Source organism: Agrobacterium sp. DKPNP3 (assembly GCF_052686535.1).
Genome location: NZ_JBQYSN010000059.1, coordinates 17,962 through 30,951 on the forward strand (window position 1 = coordinate 17,962; position 12,990 = coordinate 30,951).

The 12,990-nt window shown below is 58.7% G+C and carries 15 protein-coding genes; 10 read left to right on the forward strand and 5 right to left on the reverse strand.

Going from position 1 to position 12,990, the window contains the following annotated elements:
- Positions 1-459 precede the first annotated feature (459 nt).
- Positions 460-750: an ArsR/SmtB family transcription factor gene (locus ACUTJJ_RS16260; RefSeq protein WP_063950649.1), complete on the forward strand. Its 291-nt coding sequence runs from the start codon at positions 460-462 to the stop codon at positions 748-750.
- Positions 751-872: 122 nt separating this feature from the next.
- Positions 873-1,985 (forward strand): alkene reductase, encoded by a 1,113-nt coding sequence (locus ACUTJJ_RS16265; protein WP_445542793.1) that lies wholly within the window; start codon positions 873-875, stop codon positions 1,983-1,985.
- 51 nt (positions 1,986-2,036) lie between these two features.
- On the opposite strand, the gene ACUTJJ_RS16270 is transcribed toward ACUTJJ_RS16265, so the two are convergent.
- Entirely contained in the window at positions 2,037-2,426 is a 390-nt protein-coding gene (locus ACUTJJ_RS16270; protein WP_445542794.1) for a DUF6220 domain-containing protein, read from the reverse strand.
- A complete protein-coding gene (locus ACUTJJ_RS16275; protein ID WP_445542795.1) occupies positions 2,426-3,463 on the reverse strand; it encodes an NAD-dependent epimerase/dehydratase family protein in 1,038 nt (345 codons plus the stop codon). The genes ACUTJJ_RS16270 and ACUTJJ_RS16275 overlap by 1 nt, the downstream gene beginning before the upstream one ends.
- Positions 3,464-3,551: 88 nt before the next feature.
- Between ACUTJJ_RS16275 and ACUTJJ_RS16280 the strand changes: the two genes are divergently transcribed.
- On the forward strand, positions 3,552-4,496 hold the full coding sequence (locus ACUTJJ_RS16280; RefSeq protein WP_445542796.1) for a LysR family transcriptional regulator: 945 nt from the start codon (positions 3,552-3,554) through the stop codon (positions 4,494-4,496).
- Positions 4,497-4,603: 107 nt separating this feature from the next.
- Here ACUTJJ_RS16280 and ACUTJJ_RS16285 read toward each other — a convergent pair whose 3' ends face one another.
- The gene (locus tag ACUTJJ_RS16285; protein ID WP_063950654.1) at positions 4,604-4,861 is read right to left on the reverse strand and encodes a DUF2188 domain-containing protein; all 258 of its coding nucleotides are present in this window, start codon (positions 4,859-4,861) and stop codon (positions 4,604-4,606) included.
- A 190-nt stretch (positions 4,862-5,051) separates the two neighbouring features.
- Between ACUTJJ_RS16285 and ACUTJJ_RS16290 the strand changes: the two genes are divergently transcribed.
- Complete coding sequence (locus ACUTJJ_RS16290) at positions 5,052-6,167, forward strand: calcium:proton antiporter (RefSeq protein ID WP_445542797.1); 1,116 nt, start codon at positions 5,052-5,054, stop codon at positions 6,165-6,167.
- Between the two features lie 93 nt (positions 6,168-6,260).
- Here ACUTJJ_RS16290 and ACUTJJ_RS16295 read toward each other — a convergent pair whose 3' ends face one another.
- Positions 6,261-7,463, reverse strand: coding sequence for a pyridoxal phosphate-dependent aminotransferase (locus ACUTJJ_RS16295; protein WP_144577269.1), 1,203 nt, complete (start codon positions 7,461-7,463; stop codon positions 6,261-6,263).
- A gap of 210 nt (positions 7,464-7,673) precedes the next feature.
- Between ACUTJJ_RS16295 and ACUTJJ_RS16300 the strand changes: the two genes are divergently transcribed.
- The 4 genes from ACUTJJ_RS16300 (at position 7,674) to ACUTJJ_RS16315 (ending at position 10,759) form a co-directional block, all read left to right on the forward strand.
- Positions 7,674-8,588, forward strand: coding sequence for an EAL domain-containing protein (locus ACUTJJ_RS16300; protein ID WP_296068844.1), 915 nt, complete (start codon positions 7,674-7,676; stop codon positions 8,586-8,588).
- A 146-nt stretch (positions 8,589-8,734) separates the two neighbouring features.
- Positions 8,735-9,046, forward strand: coding sequence for a hypothetical protein (locus ACUTJJ_RS16305; RefSeq protein WP_077224982.1), 312 nt, complete (start codon positions 8,735-8,737; stop codon positions 9,044-9,046).
- A gap of 149 nt (positions 9,047-9,195) precedes the next feature.
- Positions 9,196-10,098: a DMT family transporter gene (locus tag ACUTJJ_RS16310; protein WP_296068841.1), complete on the forward strand. Its 903-nt coding sequence runs from the start codon at positions 9,196-9,198 to the stop codon at positions 10,096-10,098.
- 445 nt (positions 10,099-10,543) lie between these two features.
- On the forward strand, positions 10,544-10,759 hold the full coding sequence (locus tag ACUTJJ_RS16315; protein ID WP_003494703.1) for a cold-shock protein: 216 nt from the start codon (positions 10,544-10,546) through the stop codon (positions 10,757-10,759).
- Positions 10,760-10,846: 87 nt separating this feature from the next.
- Here the strand turns inward: ACUTJJ_RS16315 and ACUTJJ_RS16320 are convergent, their stop codons facing one another.
- Entirely contained in the window at positions 10,847-11,491 is a 645-nt protein-coding gene (locus ACUTJJ_RS16320; RefSeq protein WP_445542798.1) for an MBL fold metallo-hydrolase, read from the reverse strand.
- Positions 11,492-11,712: 221 nt separating this feature from the next.
- Between ACUTJJ_RS16320 and ACUTJJ_RS16325 the strand changes: the two genes are divergently transcribed.
- Together ACUTJJ_RS16325 and ACUTJJ_RS16330 are read left to right on the forward strand one after the other, a co-directional pair.
- Entirely contained in the window at positions 11,713-12,312 is a 600-nt protein-coding gene (locus tag ACUTJJ_RS16325; RefSeq protein ID WP_063950661.1) for a DUF1236 domain-containing protein, read from the forward strand.
- A gap of 240 nt (positions 12,313-12,552) precedes the next feature.
- On the forward strand, positions 12,553-12,990 hold a 438-nt coding region (locus ACUTJJ_RS16330; RefSeq protein ID WP_445542799.1), incomplete at its 3' end, for a MarR family winged helix-turn-helix transcriptional regulator.

Consider the following 12,990-nt stretch of genomic DNA (forward strand, 5'->3'; position numbering starts at 1 on the left):
CATGCCTGACCTGCACAAAAAAGAGTTGCTCCATGCACAAAAAAGCACCATATCGCACTCAGCTGATGCACACGGTGGCTTTTCCTCCCAGTTCCACCGCATCAGCTGTTCCCCTCTGGAGGTTTTTGACCTTCACACTTAAAGGGCCCTGGATCCATCCGGCGGCCCTCTTTTTTTACCCGCAAGAATTTTCTCCAAATCGGCGAGATATCGGATGATGCAACCTTGTTTTGCATTCTCGCTCCCACCATATCTTAGTTGGCTGTCACGCTCGCTCAGGCACGCGACAGCTGTTCCCCTCTGGAGGTTTTGACCTTCAAACTTATCAGGCCGCGGAGATATCCAGCGGCCTTCTTTTTTGGAAGGACCGGGTCGGCAATCCTTCTCACAGAGACGTGACTTGTATATCGAAATTTATCGATATATATATCGACCATGTCAGATATTGAAAACGTCCAGATGAACCCGGAGGAAATCCTCAAAGCCCTTTCGCACCCTGCAAGGCTGAAGTTTCTGGAATGGCTGAAGCGGCCGGAGAGCCACTTTTGTCAAGACCACCCTTTCAGCATGGGCGTGTGCGCCAACCAGTTCCAGATCAGCGGCCTGTCGCAGTCCACCGTCTCGTCACATCTCGCGGTGTTGCAGTCAGCTGGCCTCATCCGGTCGAAAAAGGTGGGGCAATGGGTATTTTTTGAACGGAACGAGGAAACCATCGACGCTTTTCGCAATTATCTGCAGACAAATCTCTGAGCCTCCCAAGCTTTGAGCCTCGGGGTGCCGGACGGAAACCACAATGGGGACTCGATCCGGCATCCCATCAGGATAGCGCGCCTGCCGCGCAATTACGCCAACCGACCAGAAAGTGTAGTCGCATGACCAGTCTTTTCGAACCGGCACAGGCCGGCGATATCGCACTCGCCAACCGTATCGTCATGGCACCCCTCACCCGCAACCGTTCCCCGGGTGCCATTCCCAACAATCTCAATGCCACTTATTACGAACAGCGCGCCAGTGCGGGCCTGATCGTCACCGAAGGCACACCGATCTCCCAGCAGGGCCAGGGTTACGCCGACGTTCCCGGCCTTTACAAGCGGGAAGCGATCGAGGGCTGGAAACAGGTCACCCAAGGTGTGCATTCGGCCGGCGGCAAGATCGTCGCCCAAATCTGGCACGTGGGCCGCATCTCCCATACCTCGTTGCAACCCCATGGTGGCCAGCCGGTTGCCCCGTCTGCCATCACCGCCAAATCCAAGACCTATATCATCAATGATGACGGCACCGGCGGCTTTGCCGAAACGTCGGAGCCGCGCGCGCTTACCATCGACGATATCGGCCTCATCCTCGAGGACTATCGCAGCGGTGCACGCGCGGCACTGGAGGCCGGTTTCGACGGCGTCGAAATCCACGCGGCCAATGGCTACCTCATCGAGCAGTTCCTGAAATCCAGCACCAACCAACGCACGGATGAGTATGGCGGCTCGATCGAAAACCGCGCCCGCTTCCTGCTGGAAGTCGTTGATGCGGTTGCAGGTGAGATTGGTGCAGGCCGCACCGGCATTCGCCTCTCTCCCGTGACGCCTGCCAACGATATCTTCGAGGCTGACCCACAGCCGCTGTACAACTACGTCGTGGAACAGCTTGGCAAGCGCAATCTCGCCTTCATCCATGTCGTCGAAGGCGCAACGGGTGGCCCCCGCGATTTCAAGCAGGGGGACAAGCCGTTCGATTATGCCGCCTTCAAGGCCGCTTACCGCAATGCCGGTGGCAAGGGCCTGTGGATCGCCAATAACGGCTACGACCGTGAGAGCGCCATCGAAGCTGTCGAGAGCGGCAAGGTCGATGCCGTTGCCTTCGGCAAGGCCTTCATTGCCAACCCGGATCTAGTGCGCCGCCTCAAGGACAACGCGCCCTTGAATGAACCGAACCAGCCGACCTTCTATGGCGGCGGGGCCGAAGGCTACACCGACTATCCGGCGCTTGCCTGATATACCCACACATGGAAAGGCCGCATCGCTCGACACCGATGCGGCCTTTTTTTAAAGGGGGCGTCGCGCCTGACGTGCGGCATAATCTGAAAACGCACCGATGATGAAGGCATTGGGCAGGTGCAGCGCCTGCAGCAAACCATTGCCCGTCTCACGGCCGATGCTCATCAGCGCCACCTGCAGGCAATAAAGGCCGAGCAAACCTAATGTGCGCGCGAGGTTCGGCCGCAATTCATCATATCGCAAAGCGAGGACCGTCAGCGACAGGATCGGCAGGGCGACCAGCATGCCAAGGCCCTTGTGAAGCGAAATCAGCGATCCGTCGAAATATATCGACAGCCCTGCCAGCAGTACCTGTGCGAAGATCAGCAATGGCACGCTTGCCGAAATGACGGCAAACAGGCGATACCGAGCCGGAACCCCAGTGACGCCCCCCGCCATCAGACTTCGCCCTTCGCATCGACAGGCTGAGCGAGGCTTACGCGCGGTTGGTTCTGCTCCAGGCATCCAAGGCTCGCCAGCGTGGTCGATACCGCGACATCGATGGGTGTTCTGGGCTCGCCCCCCAGAAACACTGTCAGCTTGCGATTGCTCATCCGGATCGACATCTGCCAGAGATAGCGCATCTCCAGAACTTCGCGGAACAGGGGAACGAAGGGCGCTGCCAATCGAATGCCGGTCCAGGAGAGCCGGCGCTGTTTGACCGGATGTCCCACGACCCGTTCGATGGCGGCGACCAGTTGCAGCCCATCGAAGTCCCAGAAACCTTCCATATGGAAGACGGCGAAAGCTGGCAGGTCAGCGGCGCGATCCAACAGCCGTCCGATTGTCTCCGCCACGTCCGGCAGATAGGCCCATTGATGTCCCGCATGGGGCGCCGCGGGGTTTCGGACGCTGCGGACGGGTTGTCCCGGCTTTACCAGCATTTGCGAGAACCAGTTATTTTTCGCATCCGGCCCAAAGAAATCTCCGGCACGAACGATCAGCACAGGCACACCACGCATGGAAGCCATTTTCAGCCGTCGTTCCATCTCCGCACGCAACGCACCCTTGCGCGTAAACGGCTGCTGCGGGCTCTCTTCGGTCAGCAGCGGAAAGGCGTCTGAACCGAAATTATAGACCGTGCCGGGAAAGACTATCCTTGCACCGCAGCTTTCGGCGGCAGCGATCGTGTTGTCCAGCATCGGCACGACCTGCTTCTCCCAATCGCTGTAGCCGGGAGGATTGACCGCGTGCACGATCAGCCGGGCACCTTGCGCCGCCCTCAAAACGTCCTGCCGGTTCATGGCGTCGCCTGTGACGAATTCGACGTTGCCAGCGACCTCGGCTGCCGGCTTCCGGCGTGTCATCGCCCTCAATCGCCAGCCCCTTTGCAGCAGCATCCGTGAAACCTGGCCGCCAACGCCCCCATTCACCCCCAGCACCAGCGCCAGGGGCTGTTCGTCCTTCGCCGCACTCACGTTATTTCCGATAGACATCGCCGTACTCCTTTGTGTGTCTGGAGTATCGGCTCGATCTGCGATATACGAAATTGTCGAAATGAGTGGAGCGGCTATACAAAATATTATGACCAAAAACCGCGATATCAGCTGGGATTTCTACCGCACCTTCCTGAGCGTGCTGAGTGACGGTTCGCTCTCTGCCGCCGCCCGCGAACTTGGGATCACCCAGCCAACGGCGGGGCGACACATAGGAGCTCTCGAGGAGGCCGTCGGTTTTCCGCTGTTCATCCGCTCGCCTCATGGCCTGATGCCGACGGAGGCGGCGCTGGCGCTTCGACCATACGCGGAAAATCTGGCGGCAACGACAGCAGCCCTGATGCGCGCGGCCTCCGGGGAGGTTGGCAAGATCGAAGGCACGGTGCGTATCAGCGCGTCAGATATCATCGGCGTCGAAATGCTGCCGCCGATCATCACGGCCATGCAGGAGACCCACCCGCGGCTTGAAATCGAACTCTCCCTTTCCGACACGCTGGAAGACCTGTTAAGGCGCGAAGCCGACATTGCCATTCGCATGACCGAACCGATGCAGGATGCGATCGTCATGCGCTACATCGGCAATTTCCGCCTGGGTTTTCATGCGACGCGCGACTACCTGGCAAAAGCGGGCGTGCCGAAGAGCACCGAAGATCTCAACCATCATCGCATGGTCGGTTTCGACCGCAAAACGCCCTTCATCCGCGCGGCCATTCATCGGATGCGCTCTCTTGAGCCCGATCTTCCCGATATCGAGGAAATCTCCTTCGAAATCCGCGCCGACAGCAATCTGGCGCAACTCGCCATGATCCGCGCGAGCGCCGGGATAGGCGTCTGCCAGATCGGCCTGGCGCGGAAAGACCCGCGGCTGGTCCAGGTTCTCCCGAACATTGACATCCCGCTCCATACCTGGGTCGCGATGCATGAAAATCTCAAGACCTCACCGCGGTGCCGCGCGGTTTTCAGCGCGCTGGTTGACGGTCTCAAAGGTCATCTGAAGGAAACCGATCCGGGAGCGCCGACCAAGAAGCGCTAGGGCAGCGGCGGCAGCCCAAGTTCCTCAAGGCCGCATGAGCGCCAGACCCGTCGAAGGCATATTGAAATAGTCGACGGACCGGACCGGCACGACCCGGCCCGGCTCAATCAGGCCGGTGGCGAGGTCTTGTCGACAACCTCTGCTTCCGGCCGGTCGCCGCCCTGGCTATGTTCCTCATGCCATTTGCCGCGCTCGTCCTGATAGCTGATTTCTTCGTCATCGCCGCCCACCTGCTGTTCGGCTGCTACAATGCGCGCAGCGGCGCGGGCGTCGTCATAGGTGGGAAAGGTCTCGGAATAAGCGCCGTTCATACGATAAGCGAAGCCTCCGTCGTGTTCGACGATCTCGTACACCACTTTGGTCATGCATGGTCCTCCTGTCTCAGTCGGCAACATGGCAACCACAACCGCGCTTCAAGCATTGCACCCGATGGGACAGCGCGGCGTGATCTGCATGTCCTGCAACATCACTATCCTACCAAAAGCATTCAAGCGCAAATGCTGCTTGATCTGAGGGACGATAGGCTACAGCCGACGACATGGGGAAGGGAAATTCATGGTGGGATCTATCATCAAGCAGGAGCGGATGCTGCTGCTGGCAATACCGGCGGCAATCGTCGCCTATTTAGCCGAGCACACGATATTCGAAGCGGGAAAGACGGCAGCGCTGATTGCCGCCGTCGTCCTCATCGGCCTCATCGTTCTGGTCTCGATGCGGGTTGCCCATCACGCGGAAATTCTTGCTGCAAAGGTCGGCGATCCCTACGGGACGATGATCCTGACGCTGTCGGCGGTCGCCGTCGAGGTGCTGATCCTCGCGATCATCATGAGCGAGTCCAGCTCGCCGACACTGGTGCGGGACACGATCTATTCCGCCGTCATGATCGACATTAACGGCATTCTGGGCCTCGCGGCCCTCCTCGGCGGCCTTCGCCACGGCGAGCAGCCTTACAATGACGATTCCGGCAAGACCTATGGCGTGATGATACTGACGGCCATGGGCATATCGATGATCGTGCCGGAATTCATTCCTGAACAGAGCTGGCATATCTACTCTGTCTTCACGATATTCGCGATGATTGCGCTTTATGCGCTCTTCCTCAAAATGCAGGTCGGTCCGCACAGCTATTTCTTCAGCTACACCTACCCAAAGAAGCCCCGTCCGGCCGGCCAGTCGAGGCAGGCGTCAGGCAGCCATGCGGGAGACGACGACAAAGGCAGCGTGCCGCTTTCCATCGGCCTCATCATCGCCGGCGTGGTGTTGATCGGCGTGCTGGCGGAATTCATGTCCGCCTTCCTCAGCGAAAGCCTTGAAGGAACCAGCGCACCGCCTGCCCTGATGGCGGTCGTGGTTGCGACGATCTCGGCCTCGCCTGAAATCCTGACTGCGCTCCGCTCCGCCCTTCGCGACCGCATGCAGGCGGTGGTCAACATCGCCATGGGCGCTTCGCTCTCGACGGTCATCCTGACCGTGCCTGTCATGGAGGGTATCGCGCTTTACACAGGCCAGCCCTTCATCATGGCGATGACACCAGTTCAGACCGTTATGGTCTTCATTACGCTCATCGCCGCTGCGATAAATCTGAATGACGGCGAGACGAATGCTATCGAGGGCATGACGCATTTCATTCTCTTCGCCACCTTCATCATGCTGCTGTTTCTGGGGCTCTGACCGAAACGAAAAACGCGGCATGGAAAGGCTTGTGACTTGAAAACAAAAAGCCCGACATCACTGCCGGGCTTTTCATTCACGATCGTTGGCCAATCAGCGGCAATCAGCGCAGAAGCGCTGGATACGCTTGCACGCCTCTTCCAGCAACGCCTCCGACGTGGCATAGGAAATGCGGAAGTTCGGGCCGAGGCCGAAGGCCGAACCCTGAACAACGGCAACGCCTTCGGCTTCCAGGAGCTCCGAGACGAAATCGGTATCGGTCTCGATGACCTTGCCCGAAGGCGCGGTCTTGCCGATCAGGCCGGCGCAGGACGGATACACGTAAAACGCGCCTTCCGGAGCCGGGCAGCTGATGCCCTTGGCCTGGTTGAGCATGGAAACGACCAGGTCGCGGCGGCCTTCGAAGATCTTCTTGTTCGCCGGAATGAAATCCTGCGTGCCGTTCAGAGCTTCGACAGCGGCCCATTGCGCAATCGAGCTTGCGCCCGAGGTCTGCTGGCCCTGGATCATGTCCATGGCCTTGATCAGCGGCAGCGGGCCGGCAGCGTAACCGATACGCCAGCCGGTCATGGCATAGGCCTTCGAGACACCATTCATCGTCAGCGTGCGGTCATAAAGCGAAGGCTCCACTTCCACCGGCGTGACGAATTTAAAGTCGCCATAGGTCAGGTGCTCATACATGTCATCCGTGAGGATCCACACGTGCGGGTGCTTAACGAGGACATCGGTCAGCGCCTTCAACTCGTCGTGCGAATAGGCCGCGCCCGACGGGTTGGACGGCGAGTTGAACACGAACCACTTCGTCTTCGGCGTGATCGCCTTTTCCAGCGCTTCCGGCTTCAGCTTGAAATTGTCTTCCAGCGTCGCGTCGACGAACACCGGCGTACCGCCGCAGATCGAGACCATCTCTGGATAGCTGACCCAGTACGGCGCCGGGATCACGACTTCATCACCCGGGTTCAGCGTCGCCATGAAAGCGTTGAACAGGATCTGCTTGCCGCCAGTGCCGACAATCGTCTGCTCCGGCTTGTAGTCGAGGCCGTTTTCACGCTTGAACTTGTCGGCAATTGCCTTGCGCAGTTCCGGAATGCCGGAAACGGGCGTGTATTTCGTTTCACCGCGCTTAATCGCGTCAATGGCCGCTTCCTTGATATTGTCGGGCGTATCGAAATCCGGCTCGCCGGCGCCAAGGCTAATCACATCGCGGCCCTGTGCTTTAAGCTCGCGGGCTTTCTGGCTAACGGCGATGGTGGCGGATGGCTTTACGCGGGAGAGAATGTCGGCAAGGAAGGCCATTTTAATCGGTCCTATTGGGGTTGACATCGCAGAGCTTGGAAATCTCGTCTGCTGCGGCAATTTCTATGTCGAAAGACGGGACCAGTTTCAAGGCCAAAAGCCGGCCAATCTGGCGTTGGGGGACAATTTAAGCCTTTCTTAACCCGGAAGTAACGCTTGTCGTGATACATTGACGGCAATAGGGGTCGTGTCTCTGTAGCTGGTGGAAAAATGGCGCCCAAAAGCATCTTTTCCAGTCTTGTCCGAGAGGTCGATGGCACGTGGTCCACGGCCTATCACATGTTCAACCTCAAATCGGCGCTGCAGCCCATTTTCCGAAGAACGGCAAATGGCGCGCTCGACATCGATTCATTCGAGGGTCTGGTGCGGCCTCATCGCAATGGCGAGCCAGTGACGCCGGGCGAATTTTTCTCGCTGGTCGCGCCCGGCGACATCGAGAACATCGACAGCATCCTGCGCACGGTCCACATCCTCAACACTGGCCGGCTAAACCGCGCCCGCGCCCGCATTTTCGTCAACTTTCACCCTGGCCTGTTCCAGACCCCGGCCAAGATGCGGCAGGAAGTGGAACGCATGCGCCTTGCGGCCCACGAGGCGGGCCTGACGGCCGATCGCATCGTGTGCGAAATTTCCGAGAAAAAGGCCTCCGACACGCAGATGGTCGCCGACTTCGCCTATCACATGCACGATATCGGTTTTCGCGTGGCGCTCGACGATTACGGTGCCGGCGATTCCGATATTGAAAGGGTCAAGCTCATCAAGCCTGACTACGTGAAATTTGAAGCAGGCTGGGTGCGGGATTTCATGCAGAATTCAGCGGGCGCCGCCCTTCTGCGTGTCATCGTCCGTCAGTTCCGGGAAGACGGCATCGAGCCGGTCTTCGAAGGGCTGGAGGCGAGCTGGCAGGTGGACTTGTGCGAGGACCTCGGCGTCGTCCTAATGCAGGGTTACATCCTGGCAAGGCCTGAACTTGCGCCGACGACGTTCGACACGCGTTTCCCTGAACTCGGCAGCACCTATTTCTCACCATCGCGGCCGGAAAAAAGCGGTGCGCCACTGGGATTTTTCAGAGAAGAGCCGCATCCCGCGCGCCAGACCCGGACATTCGGGAAACGGGGACTCTAAAGGCATACGCATCAAAAAAGCTGCCGCAAACCCCTCTGCCACAATATGGCCGCAATAAATGCCGCGGAACGCCAGAATTCGGTCTCCAAGCCGTCCATTTCGAAGCCTCTTTTATCCTTCAAGAACAGGGGCAAGAGGCGACAGCCATGTTTACCAACGACCGGAGTTCCGTTGAAAGGTTAAGGGCGCAGAGAACCCTGTTTTCCCTCTGGATGGCCGTTGCCGCTTTTCTTGTCATCGTCACCATGGCCGCAGGCATCGCAACCTCGGCCAATGCCGCCACACAGGCCGTGGACACGCTGCACACGGCGGCCATTCCCCAGGTTGCGGCAACGACGAAGGCCGGCCCGCATCTCCTGCTCATCGGTCTCTCCGCCGCCGCCTTCATCGGCCTTGCGATTGGCGGCCTGACGCTCACCCGGCGAAGCCTGAAGGACGAGGCGCGCCGCTTCAGGTAGGGCTACCTGCCTTTGCTTGCGGCGTTGGCATGTTGCTGCTAAAGCACCCGGGAACCAGTCGTCCGCATCGCCGGTTCGGCATTTCAAAAAATTCCTGTTTCCACGGCCGTGACTGAATGATCGCCCGGCCCTGCTGTGCGGTGCAAAGAATGACTCGTCTCCAGGCCAATATGCTGCTTCTGCTCGCCGCCGCGATCTGGGGTGGCGGGTTCGTCGCACAGTCCTCTGCCATGGCGTCCATCGGCCCGTTCTGGTTCGTCGGCCTTCGCTTCGCGATCGCCGCCATTGCCGTGCTGCCCTTTGCACTCATGGAAACGCGGTCGCGGAAATCACCGCCACGCCGGCGCGAAATCGGCAACTTCATGTTCGTCGGTCTCGCCCTGTTTGCCGGCGCAACCACGCAGCAGGTCGGGCTGCTGACAACAACCGTCACCAATTCCAGTTTCCTGACCGGGCTTTACGTCATCTTTGTGCCCGTCATCGCCGTCATTCTTTACCGTCGGCATCCCCACTGGATCGTCTGGCCATGCGCGCTGATGATGCTCGGCGGCATCTTCCTGCTCTCCGGCGGCGCTTTCGAAACGCTGACGAAAGGCGATTTTCTCAGTATCGTCTGCGCCTTCTTCTGGGCGATCCAGATTACGCTTGCTGGCCGCTTCGTTTCCGAGAGCGGAAGGCCGCTCGCGCTTTCGTGCACACAGTTCGCCGTTTGCTCCCTTCTGAGTTGCATGATCGGCGCTGTGTTCGAACCGCTGAGCTTTGCCGCGATCGAGGCGTCACTGGCGGAAATCCTCTATGTCGGTCTCGTGTCCTCCGGGCTCGCTTTCGTCCTGCAGGTCATCGGCCAGCGTTACACCACTGCCCCGCAGGCCGCGATCTTCCTGTCTTCGGAGGCGCTTTTCGGCGCGTTGCTGGCCTCGGTCTTCCTGAAAGAAACCATTTCGGGTGCAGGCTACGTCGGATGCCTGATCATTTTCGCCGCCATCCTCATGGTTGAACTGGTGCCCGAATTGACCCGTAAACGCCCCAAACCCCTGACCGAAACGACCTGACGCCGTCAAAACTGATTTTTCTGCTTTTCGCAGGAATTCGCCGCTTTGCACCTAAAATTTTGCCCCAAAGGCTGACGGAAACGGCAATTATTTCGGCAGATATACCATATGCGGAAAAAATGTGCGTTTCCTCGATGCAGTTCTACCGCAGGTTTTTTATCTGACAAAAAGCCCGTGAAAACTTTTGCTTGCCAATTTTAGATAAACGCAGCAATCTGTTGCGGTTCGGGCAATTTGCGAGCATGGGAAGGCCTATAAATTTGCGCACCGGGGACGCTATAAACCTCGGGCGGTGGGACGAAAAACGTTGGATGAGAACGCCATTACTTCCCGCTGCGAAGGTCCATTTTCTCACTAGTCAAGAACTGCCTGCCAACGCCCACGCGGGGCAAAACTGTAATGCTGCCTGTAGCTGAACGCGGGCAGAGCGAAAAGGACCTGATGCATGGCCGAAACTGGCACCGTAAAATTCTTCAATACCGACAAAGGCTTCGGCTTCATCAAGCCAGACAATGGTGGCGCTGATATCTTTGTTCACATCTCTGCCGTACAGGCTTCCGGCCTGTCCGGACTTTCAGAAAATCAGAAAGTGAGCTTCGACACGGAACCGGATCGTCGCGGCAAGGGGCCGAAGGCAGTCAATCTGCAGATTGCTGGCTGACCCTAAAACGGCTTTCTCTTCTAGTTGAAGCCCGGCAGGAATGCCGGGTTTTTTTATGCACAGCCGCGGGCCTGCCGTCACCGGCCGTCAGAGCCCCTTCAGATAGGGATTGTTGAGCCGCTCTTCGCCGAGCCGCCCACCGGGGCCATGGCCGCAGATGAAGCCCACGTCGTCTCCCAGCGGCAGGAGCTTGTCGCGAATGGACGCCATCAACTGCTCGTGGTTTCCGCCCGGCAAATCCGTGCGCCCCACCGACCCCGAAAACAGCACATCACCCACATGAGCGAAGTTCTGGTCTCGGTTGTAATAGATCACGTGACCGGGCGCGTGGCCAGGGCAGTGATAGACTTCGAAAATGTGCCCCCCGAAGGAAACCGTGTCGCCATCCTTCAGCCACGTATCGGGCGTCACATTCTTGAGACCGGTGATGCCGTATTTCTCCGCCTGCACTTCGATCCTCTCCAGCAAGGGCCGATCGTCCTCATGCGGCCCGATCACAGGGAGCGAAAGTTTGCCCCGCAATTCATCGGCACCGCCGGCGTGGTCGAGATGACCGTGCGTCAGCCAGATTTCCTTGAGCGTAATCCCGTTTTCCGCAACCACCTGAAGAATGACATCCACATCCCCGCCGGGGTCGACAACGACACCTTCCTTGGTGTCCTGATCGAACAGGATGGTGCAATTCTGCTCGAATGGCGTTACCGGAATAATGCCCGCCTGCAATTTACCCATATCCTGTTCTCCTGTCTGAAAGCTGATGTGTCCTATAGCCCGCGGGGGAGGAAGGCACAATGCCGACGACCGTTCCCCGCTTTTTTAGGCCGCGCAGACGCAAAGAAAATCGCTATTTTTTACAGGCACATAATAGGAAGGAGGGCCTGATATCCCTGAAAAATGTGGAACGCCCTGATGGTTGCGACGTTGTAGCACCAGTCTTGAAAGGAGTGAGACACATGGACAAGAAGCTTAAAATGCTGGTCGCTGGTGGCGCCTTTGCCTTGATGGCAGGCTATGCAAATGCCGCCATGGTCGCAACCACCGCATCGGATATTTCGGTCCGTTCCGGCCCGGGCGAGGACTATCCGGAACTCGGCCTTGCCACCCGTGGCAGCAACGCCGTGCTGGATGGCTGCATGGAGGGTAGCAGCTGGTGCCGCATTGAGGTGAACGGCCTGCGCGGTTGGGCCCATGCCGATTACCTGAACGTGATGTACGAAGGCTCGCCTGTGATCCTCAAGGAGCGCCGCACGGAACTCAGCGTTCCCGTTGTGACCTATGAGAAAACCGCGAGCGTACAGTCCGAGCCGAACCCGGGCGACCCGAATCTCGGCCGCGTGGGCGAAGTCGATCCGCCGCAGTCGGTCATCACCTATATTGATGAGCACCCCGCAGACACCGTCACCTATGATGGCGACATCGCCGTGGGGAGCGTCCTGCCGGCCGATACCCGTCTGGTTGAGGTCCCGGACTATCAGTACCGCTACGTCCGCGTGAACGACGTTCCGGTTCTCGTCGAACCCTCGACCCGCCGGATCGTTTACGTCTACCAGTAAATCCGGTTTATCAGCATTCGTTGATATGAAGAGCGCGGTCTGACCGCGCTCTTTTTCATGTCCGGCATCGGCTTTCCTGATTCCAGTTGCACCCGCACCCGCGCCATATTATCCACCGCAACAGAAAATGATTGGCGGCATTCTCCCGAGTGGACGCATTTTCGGCTATGTTTACAGAATATTGGCGCATTGACGCCTGTCAGCTATGATCAGACAGCCGCAGGATATGAAGGAACCGCAGTGCCACCGCAATCGCTAAAATCCGCCGCCGCAAGGCAGACACCGGCACTCCCGAAGGTTGATGACGGCAAGATCGATTTCGACACGATCGAGTCGCTGTTTTTCGCATATCGCGACTTTGTCTCCGATCCTGATGTCATCCTGTCGAAACTGGATTACGGACGCGCCCACCACCGTGTTGTCTATTTCGTCAGCCGGCAGCCGGGCATGACGGTGGCGGATTTGCTGGACACGCTTGGCATCACCAAGCAGAGCCTCGCCCGCGTGCTCAAACAGCTGATAGACGACGGCTACATCAGGCAGATGGCAGGTCCCGAAGATCGCCGCCAGCGCAGGCTTTACCCCACGCTCACGGGCCGCGAACTGGCGCTGGCGCTCAGCGAGCCACAATCGCGCCGCATCGACCGCGCGCTCGAAGGTCTGGGACCGGACGCGCGG